A 21,345-nucleotide genomic window follows, 5' to 3' on the forward strand; every position below is an offset into this window, starting at 1 on the left:
GCGATGAGTGAGAAAGGTGCGACCTGAGTAACGGCTTGGGCACGCACGTCCGCGCCCGTGAGTAAAAAAGCCGAGATGCAAGTTCCCGCCCCATGGAAGAACGTCCGGAGTATTAGTCGCATATTCCATTGTTGAAACATTTTCAGTCCACTTTACCTGCCTGCAAGTCTTAGCGGCCACAACCATCTCCACAATCAATAATCGGCCTCGCGGCATCGATTACGCCCGCTTAATCAGGTGACGTGGCATTCCCGCAACTGAGAGGGGTTTCTTAATGGCGACCATTCACGACGGGCGCAGGCTCTGCTTGCACCAGGGCTGCGCTAGCGCTGCCTCACCGAGATGACCGAAGAACGCAGGAGACTGTCAACAATCGAGACGCAAGACGGACGCGAATGGTATCAGCGTTATCACCACGCCTGTCTCGTCCGTCACCTGAAATGTCTTCCCCGCGATCCGTTCATGTCGAAGAACCATCTCAGCAACTATTTCCAGTGCTGCTTCGCGCGCCTCCTGTTGGGCCGCATTGACCGATGGCAACTCGGTACCCTCCGGGTCGATTTCGATATCAAGGCCATCGCGGATGTGGAAATAGTATCGCATCCCGCGAGAACGTTTCCTCGAAGTTTTGGTTCCGAAAGTCAAATACACAGGTCGTTGGGTTCCAAAAACGTCGAGTAGCAGGCGGTTGCGAACGTTTACGCGTGGGCGGGGTTGGCGAGGATGAAGCAGGGTGCGGTTTCCAATATAATGTTAATGGCTCTCAATCCGCACGAGTTCGATCTCATCGCTCCTTCTTAAGAGTGAGTTGATATCGGCCCGCACTTGTAGATCTCCAACCCGATGCGCTTGCAAGGACCGGTAGGAAAAAGCAGTCTGAGTTTCATCTGGATCCGTGGCGTAGGCGACGTCTGCGGCCGACGCCAATTTCCCCGGTGAACCAAAGTTTCTTGTATATCGATCTGCCACCGGCGCATATGTCGACGGACTGATGGTCTTTTCGAAGGCTGGGTTGTTCCCCCGCCTATCAGGGAGTGCCTCAGGTTTTGCGAAAGCGGATCGGTCCTAGCGACGACGATATCGCCAGAGCTGCACGACGTCCACAAGCATGGCGTCGTCTTGAACGGCAGCTCATGTCACGAGCAGACCGTTTGGGCTGGTAGTTGCTGAACGCGCCGAGGCACGACTGTTTCTAGAGCAAGGGTGAGGGCGTGCGCCTGTTCGAGTTGTGTGCTTCACCCATCGGGCTAAGCACGAGCTTCCCATTCACCGCGCAGTCTTTCGCCGCCGATCGAAAGAACACCGAGGTTCTTCACATCGCGGTGATCCAACCAACTCTCCGTTGCGTTTAATATCTGTCGCACCCAACACGGAGTTGAAGGCAAGTATATGAGTTCGAACGCCTTGGATGTTAATGAGGAACTCGGTAAGCGATTGCGGTCGGCTCGAAAAGCCCAAGGGCTTAGCCAAACGCAGGTTGCAAAATCACTGGGAGTAAGTTTCCAGCAGGTTGGGAAATACGAGAACGGACAAAACGCCATGTCTGTCCCGGTGTTTCTGACGATCTGTAAAGCCTTGCGCCTTCGACCATCGCTCGTTCTCGATCAGGTAATCGGAGCGAGACACGATGGATAGGGAGCGTGCGTGCAGAAGACCAGAAAGGTGGCAATCGGCTTAGTCGCAAACCAGCTCATGAGCTGAAGCTTCGTGCTGCATGTGACGCGACAGGGATACATGGCCTCGAGGGTGTCATCTTGCGGACAGCAGATACGGATCGGGGCGAACCGCCGACTGGATTAAAGTAAGTGCTTTGCCGCTGGAAGCTTCTTCGTTGTCAGCTACGAACGGTCATCGACAGCCGGAGCTGGTCTAGGAAGCCTGCTGCTCGCTACGCGTAAGGGTGACTACAACGACGCGGTTCAATTGCGCGTGGCTTTGGATAAGCTCACAACCAACCGGCCGGCGGCCGAGTAAAACGGACGTCGCAAGTCCGTCGTGTGGACAAAGCGAACTTTGATCGCTGAGATCGAGCGTAGCGCGTGTACGGATGACGGCAAGCTCGGCATGCGTCCTGCGGATATCTCAGGACAATGCCTCTGTTCTCGACATCCTCAAGGCCAAGCCTCCCGCGGCAACCGGTGTCTGCGCTTTTCAAAGTCCCGAACAAGGCTGAACCCGAGACCTCTTTCGGCGTTATCCACGGATTAGGGAGAGCAGTCATGCATAAGCGCGAAGATGGGACGTCTGGTTTCAATATTGGTTCATTGAATGAGGAGCTTCAAAACCCTCAGAATGTAGACGCTGGATCTCTGGGCCAACCGACCGGAACGTTTGACGAGATATCCCAGGATATCAGCGATGAAGTAGAGGATAGCGCTCCTTTAGACTACCTTCCCGCGAGCGTGGATCTGCGTCTTCGCTACGGCGACACACGGGTCGAACTCGAAATTTTGCGGGACCGCCTCGCACGTATAAAGGAAGATATCGCGCAAATCGTTCACGCTCGCATGGAATGGGCGGACGCGAGTGCACACGCGCAGCTTGGTGACTACCCCTGGGCTAAGTTGGCGGCGGCCACGGCCGCGAGCTTCGTAGCGACGAAAGCGCTGCGCGCCCTTCCACTGGCGGCAGTAGGGTCGGCTGTTTTGCCGCTGATCATTTCCGCTTTGCAACGCAAAGCACGATGAAGTTCCAATCGATGAAGGGAAGCAGCAACGAGGGAAAGGCGTCTCTCCTGCTTTCTTGTCGCTCAACCGGGCCAATAGGGCGAAGCTACGCCGCTAACTTGGACGTAGCATCTAGCTGCGAACTCGGTTCTGTTGCTCAAGATGAACGCACGATGAACATATTTGTGGGCTACGCGTTTCTTTCAGGCAAAAGGAAAATGCGATATGTTTCAGGCCAACGTACCAAGCATCGTCAGCCCCTTGTCCGGCCTCGCTGGAGCCGCCGCTACACTCTCATCCGCTTTGGCTTATGCAATCGAACTAACCGATGCCCGGATAACGGTCGTCGATGATTGCGGAGTTATCGTACTGGAGGGGGAAGCGCCCAGGAGTTGCCTATCTCAAATCTCAGACATCGCTGCAAGCGTCGTCGGCTCGAGATATTGCAGTTTAATCAGAGCGATCTAGGTCCGGGGAGTTGCCGTCTCCGCCGGATGTGGCGACACCAAATTACGGCCGAATGGGTTGATGGCGACCAGAACGGCAAGCACTGTGGCAAGCGCAGTTATCATAAGCAGCGGCGATTTCGTCACGATTGAACCCTCCGATTTCCAGTATTGTTTGACGGCGCGCGACCATAAGGCGACATGGTGAATTTTCTGCTCGTTAACGCGGTCGCGTTGGCATGGTTTCATCTATTTGCCAATGATTTGGTTGTTTATTAGATCACCTAGACGGGTAACAATTGATGCGGCAGCGATACGTGTCGACCCCACTGCGGCCGCTCTGTGGCCTCACCTGCTTTGCAGCAATGTTGACGCCCGCTCGCAAACGTCACGAAGAGATTGGCGGCATGGTTTCCCGCGCTATTTTCCGTCGGGGCGAAAGAGGCATTGATGAATTATCTGACGCTGACTTGATCAGTTCTCACGGCCAGGATGGCGATATCTATGTCGGGATCCTCGTGGATGAGACGAGCGGCAGCCCAATATCGGCTACGGTAAATACGCCCTCACCGAGACAATGGCTGTCGACGAGACCATGATCGTGTTGGAAGGGCGGCTATCGGTTTCAACGCGCGACGGCACCGTTACTGCTGGGCCCGGCGACATCATCTACGGGGCAGGCCGTTACGATCACAACAGAGGCGAGGGGCGGTGACAGCTTTCGTAATGTATCCTCATTGAGCTGAGGCTCCCGGTGACTAGGCACGTGGTGGGATCTTATGAAAGGATCATAGAACTGGTGATCGCGCTTGCACAGGCCGATATGCGGATGATCGTGAACCTAGCGGAAAGCTCTCGACGTCACTCGGGCGCCCGTTTCTTTATGTCTCTGGTGGCCGCGACAGCTACCACAGCGAGGCTTTAGAGAGGGATTTCCAACGGTCATGACCCGGACGAAAGTTCATTGACGCTGACCGGCTTAGTCGTTGGCGGGATTTTACGGACTCGACTTCGGCTATCTCATCAAATGGCGACGCGCGAGGAACAGCTGCTATTGCGCTCAACGAAGCAGGCCGTCGATGTCGAATTCGTCCCAGCCACGTAGTTGCGATGCCTCGTCATCTGTCTTCTTTTTTTTGACCTTCTTTGCCTTGGCACGGTTCGTGAGGGACTTCTTCAATTTCGCCTCGTAAGCCTTGGTCTGGCGCTTCTCAGCTTTGGCTTCGGCGTCTTGAACGCGCCACTCATCCACAACACCCCGGTCGAGCAAGTCTTCAACGATCTTGGGATCGAAGACGTGAAAGGTGATCTGCCGAGCGCGTCCATTCAATCGGACGGTTCGTGTCCCCGCGCTTGGAAGACGACCGTCCACCAGCCATCGGTGCCTCTCGGTAGCTTTTATCGCTAGGATATCCTGGATCTCGCGCGGTATTACCGGAAGGGTGTCGGCTTCGGCGACTGTATTCGCGATGATCGACGCGGCTGCGTTGAAAGCAGTCTTTTCGCCCGCCGACATCGCCAAAGTCAGCTCAACGCCATCCAACGAGATGGCCTTCTTCGAAGCGGCGGGGAGACGAGCCTGGATTTCCTGGAGGATGCCCTTGGCGCGCACCGCGGACCCTAAAGTAGACGACGCGGGTAGCGTCCATCCCCTGATAAGTTCGACGTCGTTTTTATCCTTTTTGGGCATGCCGAATAGATGGTGTAGGTTCCGGTTCTCGTCAATGCGGTACGAAATCGTTGCTAGGCGATGGCCCGGGCAGCGGCATAACCGCAGGCGCTTGCAACGCTAGTAAGGACGGTACCCCAGATCATATCGACGATGCTCAGGCTAATGGGCCATCCCTTCAACGTCGAAAGGTTCGTCATGTCGTAGGTGCCGTAGGCGGCAAGCCCAAGGACGGCACCATATCCGACCGCGGCCCACACCGAACCCGCACCAAGCCCCGGCCGTACCGCAAGTACCACGATAGCGATTGCAAAGACGACGTAAAAGGCTGCGGCAATATCGAGGTTTGGGGAGGGGAGCATGAGGTCGCCTAGCTGGTCACGGTAAAAACCCTTGGCCATCAGGCCCAGCCACGCCGCATCGATGAGGAGAAAAGAACCGAGGGTCGCGATATACGCAATGCCGAATGCCTTCATGTGTTGTCTCCAATGAAAGAATACAAGGGATAAAACACCAGCGTTGGCGGCGTTTCCTTGGGTTCTGGTTGTGTTTTGACCGGCGTTGGCGYCGATCGGCAAAGTCTTTTTTTCCGCAGGACAAAGGTGTCCTTCGGTTCTCGAACCATTCTCCAATTCGTGACCCTGTGCCTTCTTGGCTTCGGTCACAGAGTGGCGTTCGGCTCCCGGTTTCCCATTCTCCTGTAAGAGCGCAGTCCGGCGTTGCCGGGCTCGCTAGCAAATCATCAGGACAACCGGGATATCGTCGACGCGCCTTCCGTGGTGGTGGTGCCGCGAGTCTTGCCACCGGAGGAATAGGTCGATGGCACAAGCCCGGCGTAGGCAGCAAACTTCTTGGCATTGCGGAAGCGGCTGACGTCGTCGATCTCGGCATCGATCAGCCGGGCGAAGAACTCGCCAATGCCGGGGATCGTCTTCAACAGCTTCACATTGGCATTGGCCTTGGTCATCGCCCGGATCGTYGTTTCCGACTGCTTGATYCGCTCGTTGATGTCGCCGATGAACGCGAGGCCGCGGTCGATCTGGATACGGTCAATRTCCGAGACGTTCACTTCGGCAAGCTGGATGCGGCCGGCCTTGCCAAACAGGTCGCCGAGCTTCTTCAGCTGGGCTGTTTGCTCCGGATACCGGTCAAACACYGTGACGATCCGGTTCTTGGTCATCGTGCGCAGCCGTACGTAAAACATCCGTTCGCGCAGCGCGACGCGAAGYTCCCGAGATTTTTCGCTGGGTGCCCAAGCCTCCGGCACCAGGTCGGCCCGCAGCAGATGCGCCAGTACCGTCGCATCGATCTTGTCGGTCTTGATCTTGGCGTCGGCGATCGCCTTGACCTTCAACGGGTGGGCGAGAACGACATCATCACAAATGTCGTCGAGCCAATCATACATCACCATCCAGTTGCGCGTCGCCTCGATGACCGCATGCGAGTTCTCGCGGTAGCGTTCRAGGAACCCGCCAAGCGACTGGCGATCGTTCTTGACCCGGCCGGAGCGCAGCGTCTTGCCGCTACTGTCCTGGACCACCAGGTGGCTGTAGGATTTGTGGTAATCAACGCCGATATGGTAATCATAAGAGGCAGTCATGCTTCCAACTCCCTTGTTGAGATCTGAAGGTCAAGCGCAAAATGCGCTTGTTTTGACGACGGTCAAAACCGCCTCAATCGATGAACACGCCGACGCTTGCGGCGCGACCCATCGCATCGATGACGGTCAGCTTGGAATAGCCGCCGCCATCGGGCGTCCACTGGTTGGTGCGCCGCCGCGACAGGTCGGGTAACGGCTTGCCGTTGGCGAGCCATCGAAAGGGCGCTCGGCCACCCTGGAGCTTCAGCATCAACGGCGAGAGTTCGCCGCCCTTTGCCAGACCCTGGGCCCCGAGATCGACATGCGCTCCTTCAGGCGGATAGACGATCTGCGGCGCCGGCTCGCGGCCGGATGTCGCGAGCAATCCGCTGGGATTGATCGCAAACCGGCGCTGGCTGATCGGCAGCTGCGCCTGCGCGATGCGCACGGCGCCCGATGGCGGGCGCGGCAGCGGCGTCGTTGAGATGCCCGACTTGGCAAAACCCTCGAACAGGATCGGCGCGGCCGTGCCATATCCGGTCAGGCCGGGCGAGGCGCCGCTATCCGGACGACCGACCCAAACGCCGAGGACATAGCGACCGTCATAGCCCACCGACCAGGCGTCGCGGTATCCGTAGCTCGTGCCGGTCTTGTAGGCGATGCCACGCTGCGGCGCACCGGCGGGCGGTATTACTCCCGAGAGGATATCGGCGACATTCCACACCGCGACCGGTTCAAGCAACGCCTCGCCTTCGATCTCTCCGGGCTGGCCGGATATGCCGTCCCCGATCCTGACCGCCTGCCCTCGATTGGCGAGCGCCGTATAAAGCTGCACCAGATCCTTGAGCGTGAGGCCGACGCCACCAAGCCCGATCGCCAGCCCCGGCGTTTCGTTGGGCGGCAGCAGCGGGCGCACTTCGGCGCGGCGGAAGCGGATGAGGAGCTTGGCCGGGTTGACGGCATCGAGCAGCTTGACTGCAGGCACGTTGAGAGAGAGTTGCAGCGCATCGCGCACTGTCACGTCTCCCTGGTAGCTCATATCGAAATTGCGCGGCCGGTAACCGAAGAAATCCGCCGGCCGATCCTCGATAATCGTCTCCTGGCTAACCAATCCCTCTTCAAAGGCGAGGCCATAGATGAACGGCTTTAGCGTGGATCCCGGCGAACGCGGGACGCGCGTCATGTCGATCCAGCCGGATCGGCTGGCGTCGAAATAATCGGCCGAGCCGACTTCGCCGACGATATCCCCAGTCTGCGCATCCGCCATCACCATCGCCAGCGACAGCTTGGGACCTAGCTTCAGCGCGGCCGCCTTGGCGACAGCCTCCAGCCCCTCCTGCACCCGCTTCTTCAGCGTGGTCCGGTACGGCGACGCATCCGGCGCCATACGCAGCGCGGCTTCGCCGACATGTGCCGCGAGCGCCGGCAGTTGAATGCGTTTTGCCGGCACAAGCGTCGCCTCGGCGCGCTCCGCCTCCCCTTCCCCGATCGCGTCTACGACCGCGACGCGCTCCAGCACGCGCTTGCGCGCCGCTTCGGCGGCCTTGAGGTTGCGATCGGGGCGGCGCTTTTCGGGAAGCTGCGGCAATGCCACGAGCAACGCTGCCTGCGCCACCGTCAGACGCTTCGGCTCCTTGCCGAAATAGGCAAGACTTGCGGCTCTGACGCCTTCCAGATTGCCGCCATAGGGCGCATGCGTCAGATAGAAATCGAGGATTTCATCCTTGGACAGGCGTCGCTCGATCTGGAGCGCACGTGCGACCTGCAATAGCTTGGCCGAAAGCGATCGGCCGTGTCGCGGCTCGATCAGCCGGGCAACCTGCATCGAGAGCGTAGAGGCCCCCGAAACGATGCGGCCGTTGGTGACGAGCTGGAAGGCGGCGCGGCCGATCGCACGCATGTCGATGCCGCGATGCTCGTAAAAGCGCCGATCCTCATAGGCGACCAGCATACGCAGGAATTGCGGATCAACATCGCCAACGGTCGTCTTTAGACGCCAGCGCCCCTCCGGCGTTGCGAAGGCGCGCAGAAGCTCTCCGTCGGCATCCAGCACCTCGGCGGATACGCGCGCCTTGTCGAGCGGCGGCGGAAATGCCTTGTCCGCCGCGTCGAGCCCGATCAGCCCGGCGCCGGCGATTGCCATCGCCGCCACAAGGCCGATCGCGATTTTCCGCCTCAGTCTCATGGCTGTGCCGCCACGACCTCCATCTTGCCGGTTGCCGTCCGCGCCGAAAGCTGCGGCCGGTACATATCCTCGACGTTCGCCGCCGGATGATCGTAGACGCCGGGCGTCACGGCGCGCACGACGTAGGCGACGTTGATCTCCCTATTGTCATCAGCGCTTCGGTTGAAGGCGGCGACGAAGCGATCGTTGCGGAACTCGGTATGCGCGGCCGTCACATCGCCGATCCAGTCGAAGTTGGTCAGCTGCGCGCTGTCGACCAGGCTCGGATTGTCGATCTGGAAACCGGCTGGCAAGAGATCGGTGATGACGATCCGCGACGGCCACTTGTTGCTCTCGGTGACATGCAGCACGACGACGTAGCGCTCGTTCTGCTTCGCCGCCGAGACATTCGCTTCCTCGCCATCCAGCGTGTAGTAGCTGCGCTCGATGGCAAAGCCATCGCCGCCTGCCGGCAGCGGCGTCACCGGTGCCGCAACGGTCGTGACAACAGCCGAAACGGCATCGCTCGTCTGGTTGGTCAGCGTCAGCGCGTGATCGGTCAGCGCCTCGCCGCTCATCCGCGCCATGTAGGCGCCGTTATGGAGCGCGCCGTTGACGTCGATCTTCAGCGAGTCGTCGCCCCCTTGGATGGCGCGGGCAGCAAGCAGCATCCAGGCCTGTTCCTGGGTGCTGGTGTACTTGCTGCGCTCCCACTCCTTCGCCACTGCCTTCGCCAGTTCCGGCACGATCGGCGGCACCGGCCGGCTTTCGGCGGCGAGCGCGAGGATGGCGGCGCCGTCTCTAAGCACCGAGCCATAGTCGGTGCGCGACAGGTTGACCTTGGTGACCATCGACTGGGCCGACATCTGCAGCGCGTCGACGAAGATGTTCTTCGACCGCGTCGCATCGCCGTAGAGCGCCAGCGCGGCCGCGATATGGGCCTTGGCGAGCGGTGTCGGGAAGTCGTTGATCATCGTGTCCGCATAGTAGCGCAGATCGCTGATCGCGGCCTTCTTGTTGCGCGCGAGCACATATAGCGCATAGGCGATCTGATCGCCCTGATCCTTGACATTAACGTCATAGCTCAAGGCGTTCTGCAGATTCTCCAGCGCCTGTGCGAGCGCACGATCCGGCACATCGTATTTCTGCTCGCGGGCCCGCGTCAGGAAGTCGGTGACGTAGGAATCGAGCCAGAGATCACCGCTATCCGGTCCCCAAAGACCGAAGCTTCCGGCGGATGCCTGGTAGGACAGGACACGATAGATGGCATCCTGCACGCGCTTCTTGATATCGGCATCGCCATCGAGACCGACCTGCTCGGCAAGCTCGCTCAGATAGAGCAGCGGCAGAGCTCGGCTGGTCGTCTGCTCGGCGCAGCCGAAAGGATAGCGATCGAGCGACATCAGCAAGGCCGGGATGTCGAAGGCAGCCGAGCGCGTGACGTTGACGCTGACCGATGCGCCCGGAAGAACGCTATCCGCCAAGAGCGCCTTGTCGATCGTCAGCTTCGCGCCCGGCTTCAGCGCCAGCACACGACGCTCCGTGACCGGCAACACCGCCGGCCGAACGGGGACATCGAGGCTCTGGTCGAGCGACAGGCCGGATGCATCCGAGAGGTTAATCGAAACGACGCCGTTGCCCGGCTGCAAGCCGGTCACCGCCAGCGTCACCGCCTGCTTCGCACCGGCATCCAAACGGATCGTCTGCGTGGCCTTATCGATACCGACAGCGTCATTGCCTGTGACTGCCAGCTTGTAGTCGCCTGCGGGCGCATCGGTATTGGCGATATCAAGGCGCAGTTCAGACTTGTCCCCCGGCGCCAGGAAACGTGGCAGGCTGGCGGTGACGACGACAGGATCACGAATGATCACGTCCTGCGTCGCATGGCCGACACCGGACTTGGACCAGGCGACCGCCATCAGGCGCGCCGTGCCGTTGAACTGAGGAATATCGAAGCTGACATGCGCCTTACCCTCGGCATCCAGCTTCACCGGGCCGGAGAAGAAGGCGACGAGTTTCTGCGTCGGAGGGCTTGCCTGCAGCGCGATCGCGCCGCCATCGCCGCCGGTGCGCAGTTTGCCGGTGGCGCCGAGCGAGCCGTCGATCAAGCGGCCATAAAGGTCGCGGATCTCGAGACCAAGCTGGCGCTGACCGAAATACCATTCTTCCGGGTTCGGCGGCTCGTAGCGCGTCAGGTTGAGAATGCCGACATCGACAGCGGCAACGGTGACATAAGCGTCCTCGTTTGCGCCGGCACCCGCAACGGCGAGCGTGATCGGCAGCGGGCCGCGCGGCAGCATCTTCTCAGGTGCCTCGATCTTGACCTGCAAGGCCCGATCCTCAGGATCGACCTTCAGCCATTTCACGCCGATGGCGCGCATCGGCATGTGGCTGTCCTGGGCATCGCCCGGACGGAACAGCGTCGCGGTCACATAGGCGCCGGCGCCCCAATCGGCGGTAACGGGGATATCCACTTCGCCACCCGTCTCGCCGATCGCCGCGTTCTGCACGGCAACCAGGGTTTCGGTACCGGCGGCGATCATCAGTTCGCCTGCATAGCGCGAGGAGACCTTCAGCTTCGCGGTCTCGCCGACCTTGTAGCTATCCTTGTCGAGCGCGATCTCCAGCCCATCGGGCGTTTCCGTGGATGTTGCCTGCACGAACCAGCCGGCGTCGAATTCGACGCTGGAGGTCGGGCCATCGGCGTCGGTGCTCTCGACCTCGAGGCGATAACGGCCCCACTGCACGGGCGAGGCGATCTTGGCGCCATCGATGCCGGCATCGACATTGCCGTTGCCCACCTGCTCGGCGGTATAGACCGGCTCGTATTTCCAGGCCGTGCCGTCGCGATACCATTGATAGTCGCGGTTGAGCTTGAAGAGCTTCCAGCGAAGCCCCTTCATCTCCTCCTTCGCACCATCGGCGTTGACGCCGATGACGGTGAAGTTGGCGATCGAGTTCTCGCCGAGATCGCCCGAGAATTCAGGCTTGATGCCGATCATCGGCCCCTGGTTCTGCACCGGCAGCACAAGCGAGCGCTCGATCGCGCGTCCGCCGGCTTCCTGCATTCGAATATAGACGGTCGCGTTCAGAAGCTGCGTCGTTGCGGGCAGCTCGCCGACCGTCAGATCGGTAACGCCTTCGCCCTTTTCGTCGAGGTCCGGCAATCCCTCGATCGACTGGCGCGAATCCTCGCTCGCCTCTTCATCGGCAAGGCCGAAGAAATAGCCCGGAAATGCATCCGCCTGGTGTGTCGGCTTGATGACGACATCGCCTTCCAGCGTCAGCCCGGCGGCGGGCGCGCCATAGAGATACTTGCCAGAGATATTGATCGTTGCCGGCGTGTCCGGTCCAATCACCTTCGCCTCGGTCTTCAGCTCCATGTCGGTACGATCAGGCACGAAATCGTCGACCAGGAAGCTCTTGCTGGCGATCGGCGAACCCTTCGGGTCGGTATGAATGTTCATCGTCCAGGTGCCGCGCATGGCATTGTCCTGCACGGCGAAATCGACATTGTAGCCGCCGAGATTGCTGGTCTGGCTGACGATGCGGCGGCCTTCGACGCCATCAGGGCGCATGAAGATGAAGGTCAGCGGCAGATTCTCGATTGCCTTGCCATCCGTATCGCGCGCCAGCGCAGACGCGTGGACCGTTTCGCCGACGCGGTAGATGCCGCGCTCGGTGAATGTCAGCACGTCGATTGCGCCCGGCGATGCGCGCCCGGTGACGCCGCGATCGGAGAGGTCGAAACCGGCTCGTGTCATGTCGAGGAAGACGTAGTCCGACGTCCCGTTCTTCGCCGTGATAACGGCAGGCGTCAGCGCCGATGTGCCGCGGATCAAGCCGGCGGTGAAGGTGGCGCGGCCATTGTCGTCGGTCGTGGCGGTACCAAGCACCTCGTTATTCTTGGCAAGCAACTGCAGCGCGACACCAGCCATCGGCTTGGCTGATGCAAGCGAACGGGCGAAGACGTTGAGGCCGTCGGTCCCGGCATAGGTCGTCACGCCGATATCGGAGACCACGAACCACTGGGTGGCCTGCGAATTCCATTCCTGGTCCGGCCCGGTCGGCGATGTCGCGGTCAGCACATAGACGCCGGGCTTGCGCTCCGGCAGCGCCTCATCGACGGGGAAGCTGGTGACGACATCCTTGTTCAGGTCATTGGCGATGTCGATCGCACCCTGCCAGACAAGCTCGCCGCTTTCGTCCTCGATCCGCTGGGCACTATAGCCATCGAGCTGGGTGAGGAACTGCGAGCTGGTCAGCAACGGCGCGATGCCACGATCGCCGATGCGGTAGAGCTTGAGGTTGGCCGAGGCCATGTTGACCGAGACGATCGGGATGCCGCGGCGCGCCGTCGATGGCAGCACGAAGCTGTCGCCGGTGAAGCGGACGCTTGCGGTGCGGTCCTTGACGTAGATATCAAGGCTGACGGGCGCCTCCAAAACCTCGTCGACCGACGAGGGAAGACCGGTGCGGAAGGAGATCTTGTAGTTCTCGCCGTGCGTCAGGCCCTCGACGCAGATCTGCCTGTCCTTGGTTTCGAGCGCCTTCGGCGAGGCGCCATTGAGCGTCACGAAGGGGGTATAGTCGGTGGTCTTGACCAACGATTCCGAGAAGGTGACGCATGCGCGCGGGGTGGCGCTGTCGGCATCGACGGTGTGATCCGTGATACGGAAGCCCTGCGTCGACTTCAGCTGCAGGTAGGCGGCCTGGACTTCCTTTGAATTCACCAGCGCCAGGCTTGCCTTATAGGCGTTCAGCGCGGCCCGGTAGTTCGCGTTCTTCTCCAGCGCCACCGCCAGAACCGCAAGCGCATCGGCGCGGCTGGTCGTCGTCCGCGTCAGGTCGTAGCCATTGATGGCGGCGAGCACGGCCTGGGCATAGATCTCGCTGCCATTGTTGTCGTCGGTCTTGACGAAGCTGTCGCCCGCGCGCGCCGTTTCCAGCCACAGATCCGCATTATCGGGCGTGAGCGCGAGCGCGCCCCGGAAGGATTTCAGGGCATCGACGACATTGTTGGCCGTGAGATCGATCCGCGCGTTGGCGATGAGACTGTCGGCGGATTGGCCCTGCTGGTCATCGGCGAGCTCGAGATTGGCCTTGTCGTCGCGCGCCTGTTGCAGCACATCGCCCGAGAGGAAGCCGATGCGAGGTGCTGCCCCGAGGTCCGGCTCCTGACTGCCCGCTGTCTCGACGATCTTGCCGGCGATGGCGCCCGGGAAGGCATTCATCGTCTTGAAGTCGGATTTCAGGAAGCACCAACTAGCCTTGGGGTTATAGGTGAAGGCCTTGCACGACTTGTCGCCAATGCACGAGGCCTTGCACTGGTCGAGCGTGACATTCTGCTCGCTGCGCAGATCAAAGCCGAAATAGTCGGCATCACGCACGGTTTGTATCTGGCGCTTGCTGTCCGCGGAAAAGGCGGGTGAACCAATTAGAGCGGTCGAAAGAACAACGGTTACGGCTGTCAAGAACGCGCGTGCGAACATAGGTTCCCCCCAATATGCTGGCGCCTCATTTGGCGGCAACTCTCCCCACTCGCATCCCTGTTGTCAACTCGGATGGAGCGTCGCCCTGCAGTAAATCTCAATCATGTAACAACACCATCAAGACCGGCTGTGGATCTCTGAGAGAGCATCCGCCACGAGAGGCCGAAATTAGCATTTTGTTAATACTAACAATATCTTAAATGAAAATAAAGCTGTCCCGCGCCGGAACATATCTGTTGCCGAGCCGTTTTCCGTCCGAGTTCTGGTGAAAATGAGTAACAGGGGGCCAAGTATGGGCACCGGCGTTGAGTACAGTTCACAGACTGAAAATAGCACCAAGCAGCGCGTCCTGATCGTCGAGGACGAGCTTTTTATAGCCCTTGATCTCGAGGAAACGATAAAAGAGATGGGCTTCGATGTCGCCGGTCTGGCGAATGGCCGCGATCAGGCGCTGCAGCTTGCACGTGACGCCGATATCGCCTTCGTCGACGTCAACCTCTCGGATGGGCCGACCGGCCCTGAAATCGGCCGCCGTCTGGTGGAGGAATTCGGGGTGACGGTGGTGTTCATGACCGGCAATCCCGAGGCCGTGGCGGACAAGCTAAACGGCGCGCTTGGTGTCGTCACCAAGCCGGCCATGCCCTCGACCGTGCAACGAACGCTGAGAAAAGCAGCGGAACTTCGCCGCGGCTTGAATTAGAAAGGCCGAGTTGCCTCCGCGAAACATAGGATGAGGAGCCGATGAAGGTACCTCATCCCGGAGCACAGAGCGATCAGATAAGACCGGTCAGCAGGCCGACCCCGGCCAGCGCCGCGACACCGCCGGCGGAGCGCGTTACGAAAGCGCCTTGAGCATCACCGGCCCGTGCAATCGCAAATCCCATAGCAAGACCGATGGCGTGCAGCGTGGCCGTCGCGATCATGAAGCCGGCGGCGTAAGACATGCCTGCGGCGGCAGCCGGCATTTCGGAACCATGCGCGTGACCATGGAAAATGGCGAACAGACCGACCAGACCGGCGGCAACGGCAACAGGCGCACGAACGTTAAGCGCGATGACCGCGCCGAGAACGATCACGGAAAGCGCGATCCCGGCTTCAACGAAGGGGATCGAGATACCCATCATGCCGAGCGCTCCGCCCAGGCCCATAACGGCGACGAAGGTGGCCGGCACCATCCAGACGGCACGGCCGCCAAGCTGCCAAGCAACAACGCCGACCATGATCATGGCCAGGATATGGTCGAGCCCGGACATGGGGTGGCTAAAGCCATGCGCAAAGCCGACCGCCTGGCCGGCGCCCGGATGGGCGAATGCAAGCGATGGCGCGAGCACGAGGGCGGCAAGCGCGGCGTTGAATTTGATGCTTTTTGAAAACATGATCGTCCCCATTATTGGTATGCAGTGTTGCGCCGAAAATGACATGGAGAATCAAGGCTTCAAAGCGAAAAAACAAGGAGCACCGTTATTTGACGTAGATGGATTGCCGGCGGTCTTCGCGCCTAGCGTGGCTGCAGCGTACCGAACCAGGCGACGAGGGCCACGACCACGAGCCCCAGCACGACCTCGGTGATGACGCAGATCTTCAGCTGAAGAAGAGAGTGATCTCGAGCAAACTTCGGCACGAAGACATAGCGGTTGATGACCGCAATCAACACCATTGCCGCCACCACCGCGATCTTTGCGCTCAGCAGACGCTGATAGCTGAACGACCAATCCGACGGCACGCCCCCTAGGATAAGCAGCGTGTTCGCGGCGCCTGAGAGAAGCACGAGCGCAACTGCGACATGCCCCGCGGTCGAAAACCGCATGACCGCGACGCGCGCATCGGCCTGCAGCGTGCCGCGTCCAAGCATCGACAGGATCAAGAGGACCGGCACGAGCGCACCCAGCCATGCACCGCCGGACAAAAGATGCGCACCGTCATTGATGCGGTGGAGCACCCTAAGCCAACCGCTGTTCATCGCTGCGTGGCCGCTCAGCGTCAGGCTGAGCAGCAGGAGTGCAGCGAAGACGGCTCGTCCCATTTGCCGATACCTGTACGGAAGAAACACCGTCGCGCCAAGCAGGACCACGCCGGCGGCCTGGACCATCCAGGCCGTCCCGACATCCGTCTGGGTCAGCACGGCGCCGAGCATCTCCGGCGTCACCATATCGGACCACCCGTCGCCGATGATCGCCGTGCGGAGCGGCAGCATGGCAACGGTGGACGCGAACGCGACTGCGATTGCAGCCGCGCTCAACCACCGCAGCCGGTCGCCGACGACACGTGCCAGTTCGGGCGAAACGAGCGCGCAGAGATAGGCGGAGCTACCCCAGATCAGGATGACTGCAGCATCGAAGAGAAGACGGCAAAGAACGAGGGCCGTATCCGGCGTCACGGCTTGACCGTGAAGCCATAGCTACCATTGGTCTTGTGGCCATCCGTCGACAGGACATGCCAATCGACGACATATCCGCCGGCATCAAGGCTCCCCGAAACGGGCACCGTCAGCGTCTTTCCGTCATCCGACAGCTTGGCGTCGCCGGTCGGAACCTGCTTGTCACCGGCACCGGCAATCGTCGCGCCCGAGAAGCGGAGGTTAAGCTCCTCGGAGAAATGCAGTTCCACCGCTGTGGGGGACACCTGTACCGTGGCCTTATCGGCGGGAACACTTGACGTGAGGTGCGCATGGGCGCTCGCCTGCCCTGCGGCAACAAGAGTGGCAACGAAGGACGCGATAAGGAATTTGCTCGTTCTAGACATAGGATTGCTCACTGTAATGATTTTCTGATTGTCGATGACAGTCTAATACCTGACGACTATTGCGGCTTGGACATACCGCTCATCCCGGAATGACCATCCATCTTCATGGCGCTGGCGCCGCCTACCGCGAATTCGACAGCGACCTGCCCGGCCTTTTCGAAGGTCAGTGTCGCCCTGACCGTTTCGCCTTGCTTGAAGGGCTCGGTGACGTCCTTGAACATGACGTGGTAGCCGCCCGGCGTGAGCTCGACTGTCTGCCCCGCAGGAATAACAAGGCCGCCGGCGACGAGGCGCATGGTCATGACGCCGTTATCGACGTTCATCTGGTGGATTTCCGACGATTTGGCACGCGTCGAGGTGATGCCGACGAGCTTGTCGTCGGCATTCCCCTTGTTGGTGATGCTGAGATAGCCGCCACCGACTTTCGCACCGGGCACCATGGCGCGGGCTTGCGGATTGGATATCTCGATGTCGCCTGCAGTGACGATCTGTGCGCCGGCAGGTGCGCCGAAAGGCCCTGCGAGAACCAGACTAGCCAGAAGGACTTTAAACTTCTTCATGATGGTTGTTCCTGCCAGAGCGACCGCTGTTTGCTGAACTCGCATGACAAATGTGTCGTGCGGCATCGGCAGCGGACGGATGAGTGGGACAGTGGGATTTCTATGCGGGATCACCGGCTACGGAAGACCGCATAGCAGCTCAAATGAGAGCGGCCATCAACGGTGGGCCCCTTGGACCGCCACCGGGGAATAAAGGCCGGTTTCCGGTAGCCTCGGCGCTAAGGCTCGGGCCAAGATAGGTGGGGATCGAAGCGCTTGGCCATGCGACGAAAACGGGAGCGGGCAACACAGTCGACGCGCTGATCCGGCAGGCCTCGCAGCCATGTTCATGAAGCTTGCCGCCGTCGTGCTCCGTATGCGTCTTGTCAACCGTGCAAATAACCGGCGCGGTTCCGTCAGGTAGGATGTATTCGGAAAGCTCATTGGAAAAGGCCGGCACCTGATGCGCGAAGCCGACGAGGGCCAGCGCAACGGCGCAGCTGATACGTACCAGCCATCGAACTATGCCTGCTTCCGCCGCTTTCAACTAAGTCCTCGCCGCTCACTGCATCGTGTTTACGCAAAATACCGGCAAACCTCAATGCGACAGTTTGAGCAATTGGCAGGCGTATCTGTATCTTTCGGCGGATCACGGGACTTGGCGCACGGAACCTGACCAGGACAATGCAGCGCGGCCGAGCCTCGTTCTGACCACGCGCGGCAGCGCTTCCGGCGGCAACAATTCGGCCAATGTCTTGAGCGAGTAGAGCCCCGTGGCGGCGGTGGCGGCGCAGCCCATCGATGCGGCCAGCCAAGTCGGCAGGAACTGGAAAGCGAGAAATATCAGGCCCGACATAGGAAGGTAGACCATGACGAGGATACGATTGATCGCCGAGTAGCGAAAGCCGGTATAGCGCCGCGCGATCCAGTAGACGAGAATACTGTGCCACACATAGAGGCCAAAGAAGGCGATACCGGCACCCATCGTTCCGAAGGCCTTGATGCAGATCCAGGCGAGACCGACATGAACGACCGTGGCCGCAACCTCGGTCCAGAAGAATATCCGCTGGGCGCCTTTTGCCAGAATGATGAAACCGATGGGCCAGGCCACGATGCGAAGCATCATCCCCAGGCAGATCCACCGCAAGAGATCCACGGCCGCATAAAAGGCGGGCGAGTAGAAGACATGCATGATCAGTGGGGCGAGCGTGAGCGTGGCAAGCAATCCGGGACCGGCAAGGAGCACGCTCACCTGCGTCTGTTCGTTGACCAGACGATTGCATTGGGCGTTGTCATTGGCGACACCCGTCAGCCGCGGATAAAAGTCCGTTCCCATCGCCTGCAGGATGAAGCCTGCATATAATCCACCCAGCGACCATGCGGCTTGATATAGCCCCGCCGCGACGATGCCTGCCTCATCCAAGACCATGATGCGGATGGCGTAGGCGCTGCCGAAGGTCAGGAAGCCGGTGACCATGAAGATGAAGCCGAGCTTGAACAGGCCGGCGGCTTCGAAGCGCAGATCCTTGAACGACAGGCGGCACGGGTTGATTTCTATCTTGCGGCTGTACCACCATGACGTGGCCAGCGTCGCCGCAGCGATGCAGACAAGCGACGCAACGATACCCTCTTCACCGTAGAAGTAGATGATGGGTATGCTGATCACCGTACTGTAGAAAGCACCCAATATGCCGAGGCGTGCAAGGCTGGCGATGTCGCGCACACCCTGAACAAGGGCCGCCTGCCCTCCCGACATGACCTGAAACACGATCACGATGGACAGCAGCCGCATCGCCGTCGCATGCTGGTCGTCGCCAAATGTCCATCTGGCGATCGGCGCGGCAAGCAGCGCCATGACAAGCGTTCCGAGCAGCCCAAGCACGACCGAGATACGCCTCAGGGCAGTCGCTGTTCTGGCAATCCGATCCGGGTCGTTGCTGCCGACGGATTCGGCAATTTGGCGGACACCGCTGGCGTTCATCCCGAAGCCCGCTATGGCATGAACGATGTCGATCGTCGCGTTGTAAAGGCCGATCAGACCCACGCCTTCAGGTCCCAGCAGGAGCGCCATCGCCTTGTTGCGAATAATCGAAAAACCGATACTCACAACGGAGGACCCGCCGATCAGAACCGTGGATTTTAGGATCTGCGTGTAGCTTTGTCGTCCAGTCGCGTTTGCATCCCTGGCCATCAAGGCACGCTACCCTCTAATGGCGCGCGTTCGGCATACCGCGCGAGCGAACCCGCGATACGGCCGTGGCTGTTGCGCGACGAGAGCCTGTTCATCGGCTTGCCTGATCCGCCCCGGGAATAGCAGAAACCTGCTCGACCGGCTTCACTGCTTGCAGGGAAGGTCGAGTTACCTTGACGACATCGCCGGGCATGAGTGCAGAAGTCTCCGATGCGGAGATTTCGTTTATCGTCCCGTTTTCCCTGCGCACGATAACGAAACCCAAGACGGGCTTCTCATCCTGCTTTACGGCTCCGCCGAGAGACGACAGACTGTCCAACACCAGTTTCTGGCTGGTCTCGCGCTTGAGCTTAAGCTGAACGAGTGCGGCTCGTTCAGACTGGAGATCTGATGCGACTTCCGTCTTTCGCTCGTCGTAAAGCGCTTGCAGATCCCTCGTCGTCTGGCTGATGCTTTGGCGGGCTCGCATAATCGCCGTGCTGATGTCCAGCCGGGTGTCTTGATAGCTTCTCAGTGCACGCTCGACCTCACCCTGCCGAGTCGCGACCACGGCGCCCTTGGCAACGAGCATCGCGGTGCTATCGACCTGCTGCTGGATGGATTTGATATTCTCGTCAGTACTTTTCGTCTTCTGTTTGAGAACGCCGATTTCTTCGTTGAGTAGATCCCGCAGCTCGGCGAACGACTTGGCTTTCCGATCAACCGCGTTCGCCCTGGCTTCGAAAATCACTTTCTCCTGATTATAGACGGCCGCGGCGAACGGATCAGCCTTGTCGGGCTGCTGCGAGAAATCGACCGAGGTCGCGCCGGCCATCTCCGCTTCCAAGCGGACAATTTTGGCGTTGCTGCGGGTGATAGCGTCGTCCAGCTCCTTCAAGCTACCGGCCAACCGCGTCACTTCGCCAGCGCCTTCAAGCGCCAGAGGCGCGCGATACTCGCCGCCGCCCAAAGCAAGCGCCTGCAATACAGTCAACCCCGAGCTAAATTTGTACTCACCGGGTTTGGATACATCCCCAACGACATACACAGGTGGATATTCAAGTGTCTGGACGGTCGTTGCCGGCGCATCGACCAGTCCGATCTTTTCCTTCAAACGGTTGGCGATTTCAGCGGCCAGACCGTCGTCGTCGAGATTACCAACGGCAATGCTACCCAGCACCGGGACAGACACCGTGCCCGCATCCGAAATGGTGAAATCGCCTCCGATCGAGCCCCATTGTTCATAGACGCCCTTGGTCGGCATCCATTGAACAACGCTCAACCTGATCTTCGTATGAGGCGGAAGCGGAGCGCTAGCGGCGACGCCGGCAAACATCGCCGTTCCCAGCGCAAGCAGGGTTGGGAACCAACCCAGCCGCTTTGGATGATGACGACCTGTCGAAAAACACTTACGTTGCATGACCATGCTCGATCATTCCTCACCGTAATGCGAAAACGCTCAACATACTGCGCACCTCGCCGAGTAATTCCTTATCGCGCACCCAGCAATATCTCGCCCAGGGACGCAGGGTTCATTGAATTTCGTAGAATTAACATTCATTGTATTACTGCGAGAGATCAATATGCCCGTTCTACCAATATAGACTAGTTTCGTCTCATTCTCTTGGCGACAGAAAGAATATTTAATTCGCATCGATGACTAAATAACTGAATGAATCATAAATATATGCCGGTGACGACATAAATACGCACGACTCCGAACTATAAAATCATCAATTACAAAATTATCATGCAGTCAAATTGCCAGTAAGCGACACCCTGACCAAAGGTACTAGCAACCCGAGCGCGGCATCCACTATCGATGAACTACCCTCGGCTGGGGAACTGACCGAAAATGAACGCAAGATAAAGCACGTT

Annotated in this window: 15 protein-coding genes and 1 pseudogene; 4 read left to right on the forward strand and 12 right to left on the reverse strand. The window is 59.8% G+C overall.

Annotated features, from left to right (window positions below; all coding sequences use genetic code 11):
- Positions 1–366: 366 nt before the first annotated feature.
- Positions 367–603 (reverse strand): DUF6894 family protein, encoded by a 237-nt coding sequence (locus AC1DOG_RS03870; protein WP_112974263.1) that lies wholly within the window; start codon positions 601–603, stop codon positions 367–369.
- A 786-nt stretch (positions 604–1,389) separates the two neighbouring features.
- Here AC1DOG_RS03870 and AC1DOG_RS03875 point away from each other — a divergent pair.
- From AC1DOG_RS03875 to AC1DOG_RS03885, 3 genes and pseudogenes are all read left to right on the forward strand, one after another.
- A complete protein-coding gene (locus AC1DOG_RS03875) occupies positions 1,390–1,635 on the forward strand; it encodes a helix-turn-helix domain-containing protein (protein WP_112974262.1) in 246 nt (81 codons plus the stop codon).
- A 584-nt stretch (positions 1,636–2,219) separates the two neighbouring features.
- Entirely contained in the window at positions 2,220–2,687 is a 468-nt protein-coding gene (locus tag AC1DOG_RS03880; RefSeq protein WP_112974261.1) for a hypothetical protein, read from the forward strand.
- Positions 2,688–3,519: 832 nt separating this feature from the next.
- Positions 3,520–3,853: pseudogene (locus AC1DOG_RS03885) on the forward strand (ethanolamine utilization protein).
- 319 nt (positions 3,854–4,172) lie between these two features.
- Here the strand turns inward: AC1DOG_RS03885 and AC1DOG_RS03890 are convergent.
- From AC1DOG_RS03890 to AC1DOG_RS03910, 5 genes are all read right to left on the reverse strand, one after another.
- Positions 4,173–4,802 (reverse strand): hypothetical protein, encoded by a 630-nt coding sequence (locus AC1DOG_RS03890; RefSeq protein WP_112974259.1) that lies wholly within the window; start codon positions 4,800–4,802, stop codon positions 4,173–4,175.
- A gap of 53 nt (positions 4,803–4,855) precedes the next feature.
- The gene (locus AC1DOG_RS03895) at positions 4,856–5,257 is read right to left on the reverse strand and encodes a DUF2177 family protein (RefSeq protein ID WP_113012492.1); all 402 of its coding nucleotides are present in this window, start codon (positions 5,255–5,257) and stop codon (positions 4,856–4,858) included.
- Positions 5,258–5,523: 266 nt separating this feature from the next.
- On the reverse strand, positions 5,524–6,381 hold the full coding sequence (locus AC1DOG_RS03900; protein ID WP_477926901.1) for an IS110 family RNA-guided transposase: 858 nt from the start codon (positions 6,379–6,381) through the stop codon (positions 5,524–5,526).
- Between the two features lie 73 nt (positions 6,382–6,454).
- A complete protein-coding gene (gene pbpC / locus AC1DOG_RS03905; RefSeq protein WP_477926902.1) occupies positions 6,455–8,545 on the reverse strand; it encodes a penicillin-binding protein 1C in 2,091 nt (696 codons plus the stop codon).
- Entirely contained in the window at positions 8,542–14,016 is a 5,475-nt protein-coding gene (locus AC1DOG_RS03910; protein ID WP_477926903.1) for an alpha-2-macroglobulin family protein, read from the reverse strand. The genes pbpC and AC1DOG_RS03910 overlap by 4 nt, the downstream gene beginning before the upstream one ends.
- 292 nt (positions 14,017–14,308) lie before the next feature.
- Here AC1DOG_RS03910 and AC1DOG_RS03915 point away from each other — a divergent pair, with 292 nt between their 5' ends.
- Positions 14,309–14,716: a response regulator gene (locus AC1DOG_RS03915; protein ID WP_047505068.1), complete on the forward strand. Its 408-nt coding sequence runs from the start codon at positions 14,309–14,311 to the stop codon at positions 14,714–14,716.
- Positions 14,717–14,789: 73 nt separating this feature from the next.
- Here AC1DOG_RS03915 and AC1DOG_RS03920 read toward each other — a convergent pair whose 3' ends face one another.
- The 6 genes from AC1DOG_RS03920 to AC1DOG_RS03945 form a co-directional block, all read right to left on the reverse strand.
- Positions 14,790–15,392 carry a HupE/UreJ family protein gene (locus tag AC1DOG_RS03920; protein ID WP_112818935.1) on the reverse strand — a complete coding sequence of 201 codons (603 nt, stop codon included), beginning with the start codon at positions 15,390–15,392 and terminating at the stop codon, positions 14,790–14,792.
- A gap of 122 nt (positions 15,393–15,514) precedes the next feature.
- Positions 15,515–16,393 (reverse strand): copper homeostasis membrane protein CopD, encoded by an 879-nt coding sequence (copD, locus tag AC1DOG_RS03925; protein ID WP_113008904.1) that lies wholly within the window; start codon positions 16,391–16,393, stop codon positions 15,515–15,517.
- On the reverse strand, positions 16,390–16,758 hold the full coding sequence (copC, locus tag AC1DOG_RS03930; RefSeq protein WP_112818769.1) for a copper homeostasis periplasmic binding protein CopC: 369 nt from the start codon (positions 16,756–16,758) through the stop codon (positions 16,390–16,392). The genes copD and copC overlap by 4 nt, the downstream gene beginning before the upstream one ends.
- Positions 16,759–16,814: 56 nt before the next feature.
- The gene (locus AC1DOG_RS03935) at positions 16,815–17,318 is read right to left on the reverse strand and encodes a copper chaperone PCu(A)C (RefSeq protein WP_112818936.1); all 504 of its coding nucleotides are present in this window, start codon (positions 17,316–17,318) and stop codon (positions 16,815–16,817) included.
- A gap of 628 nt (positions 17,319–17,946) precedes the next feature.
- A complete protein-coding gene (locus tag AC1DOG_RS03940; protein ID WP_113008906.1) occupies positions 17,947–19,488 on the reverse strand; it encodes an O-antigen translocase in 1,542 nt (513 codons plus the stop codon).
- Between the two features lie 91 nt (positions 19,489–19,579).
- A complete protein-coding gene (locus tag AC1DOG_RS03945) occupies positions 19,580–20,893 on the reverse strand; it encodes a polysaccharide biosynthesis/export family protein (protein WP_477926904.1) in 1,314 nt (437 codons plus the stop codon).
- Between the last annotated feature and the right edge of the window lie 452 nt (positions 20,894–21,345).

The organism is Rhizobium sp. 01N48 (assembly GCF_056399145.1).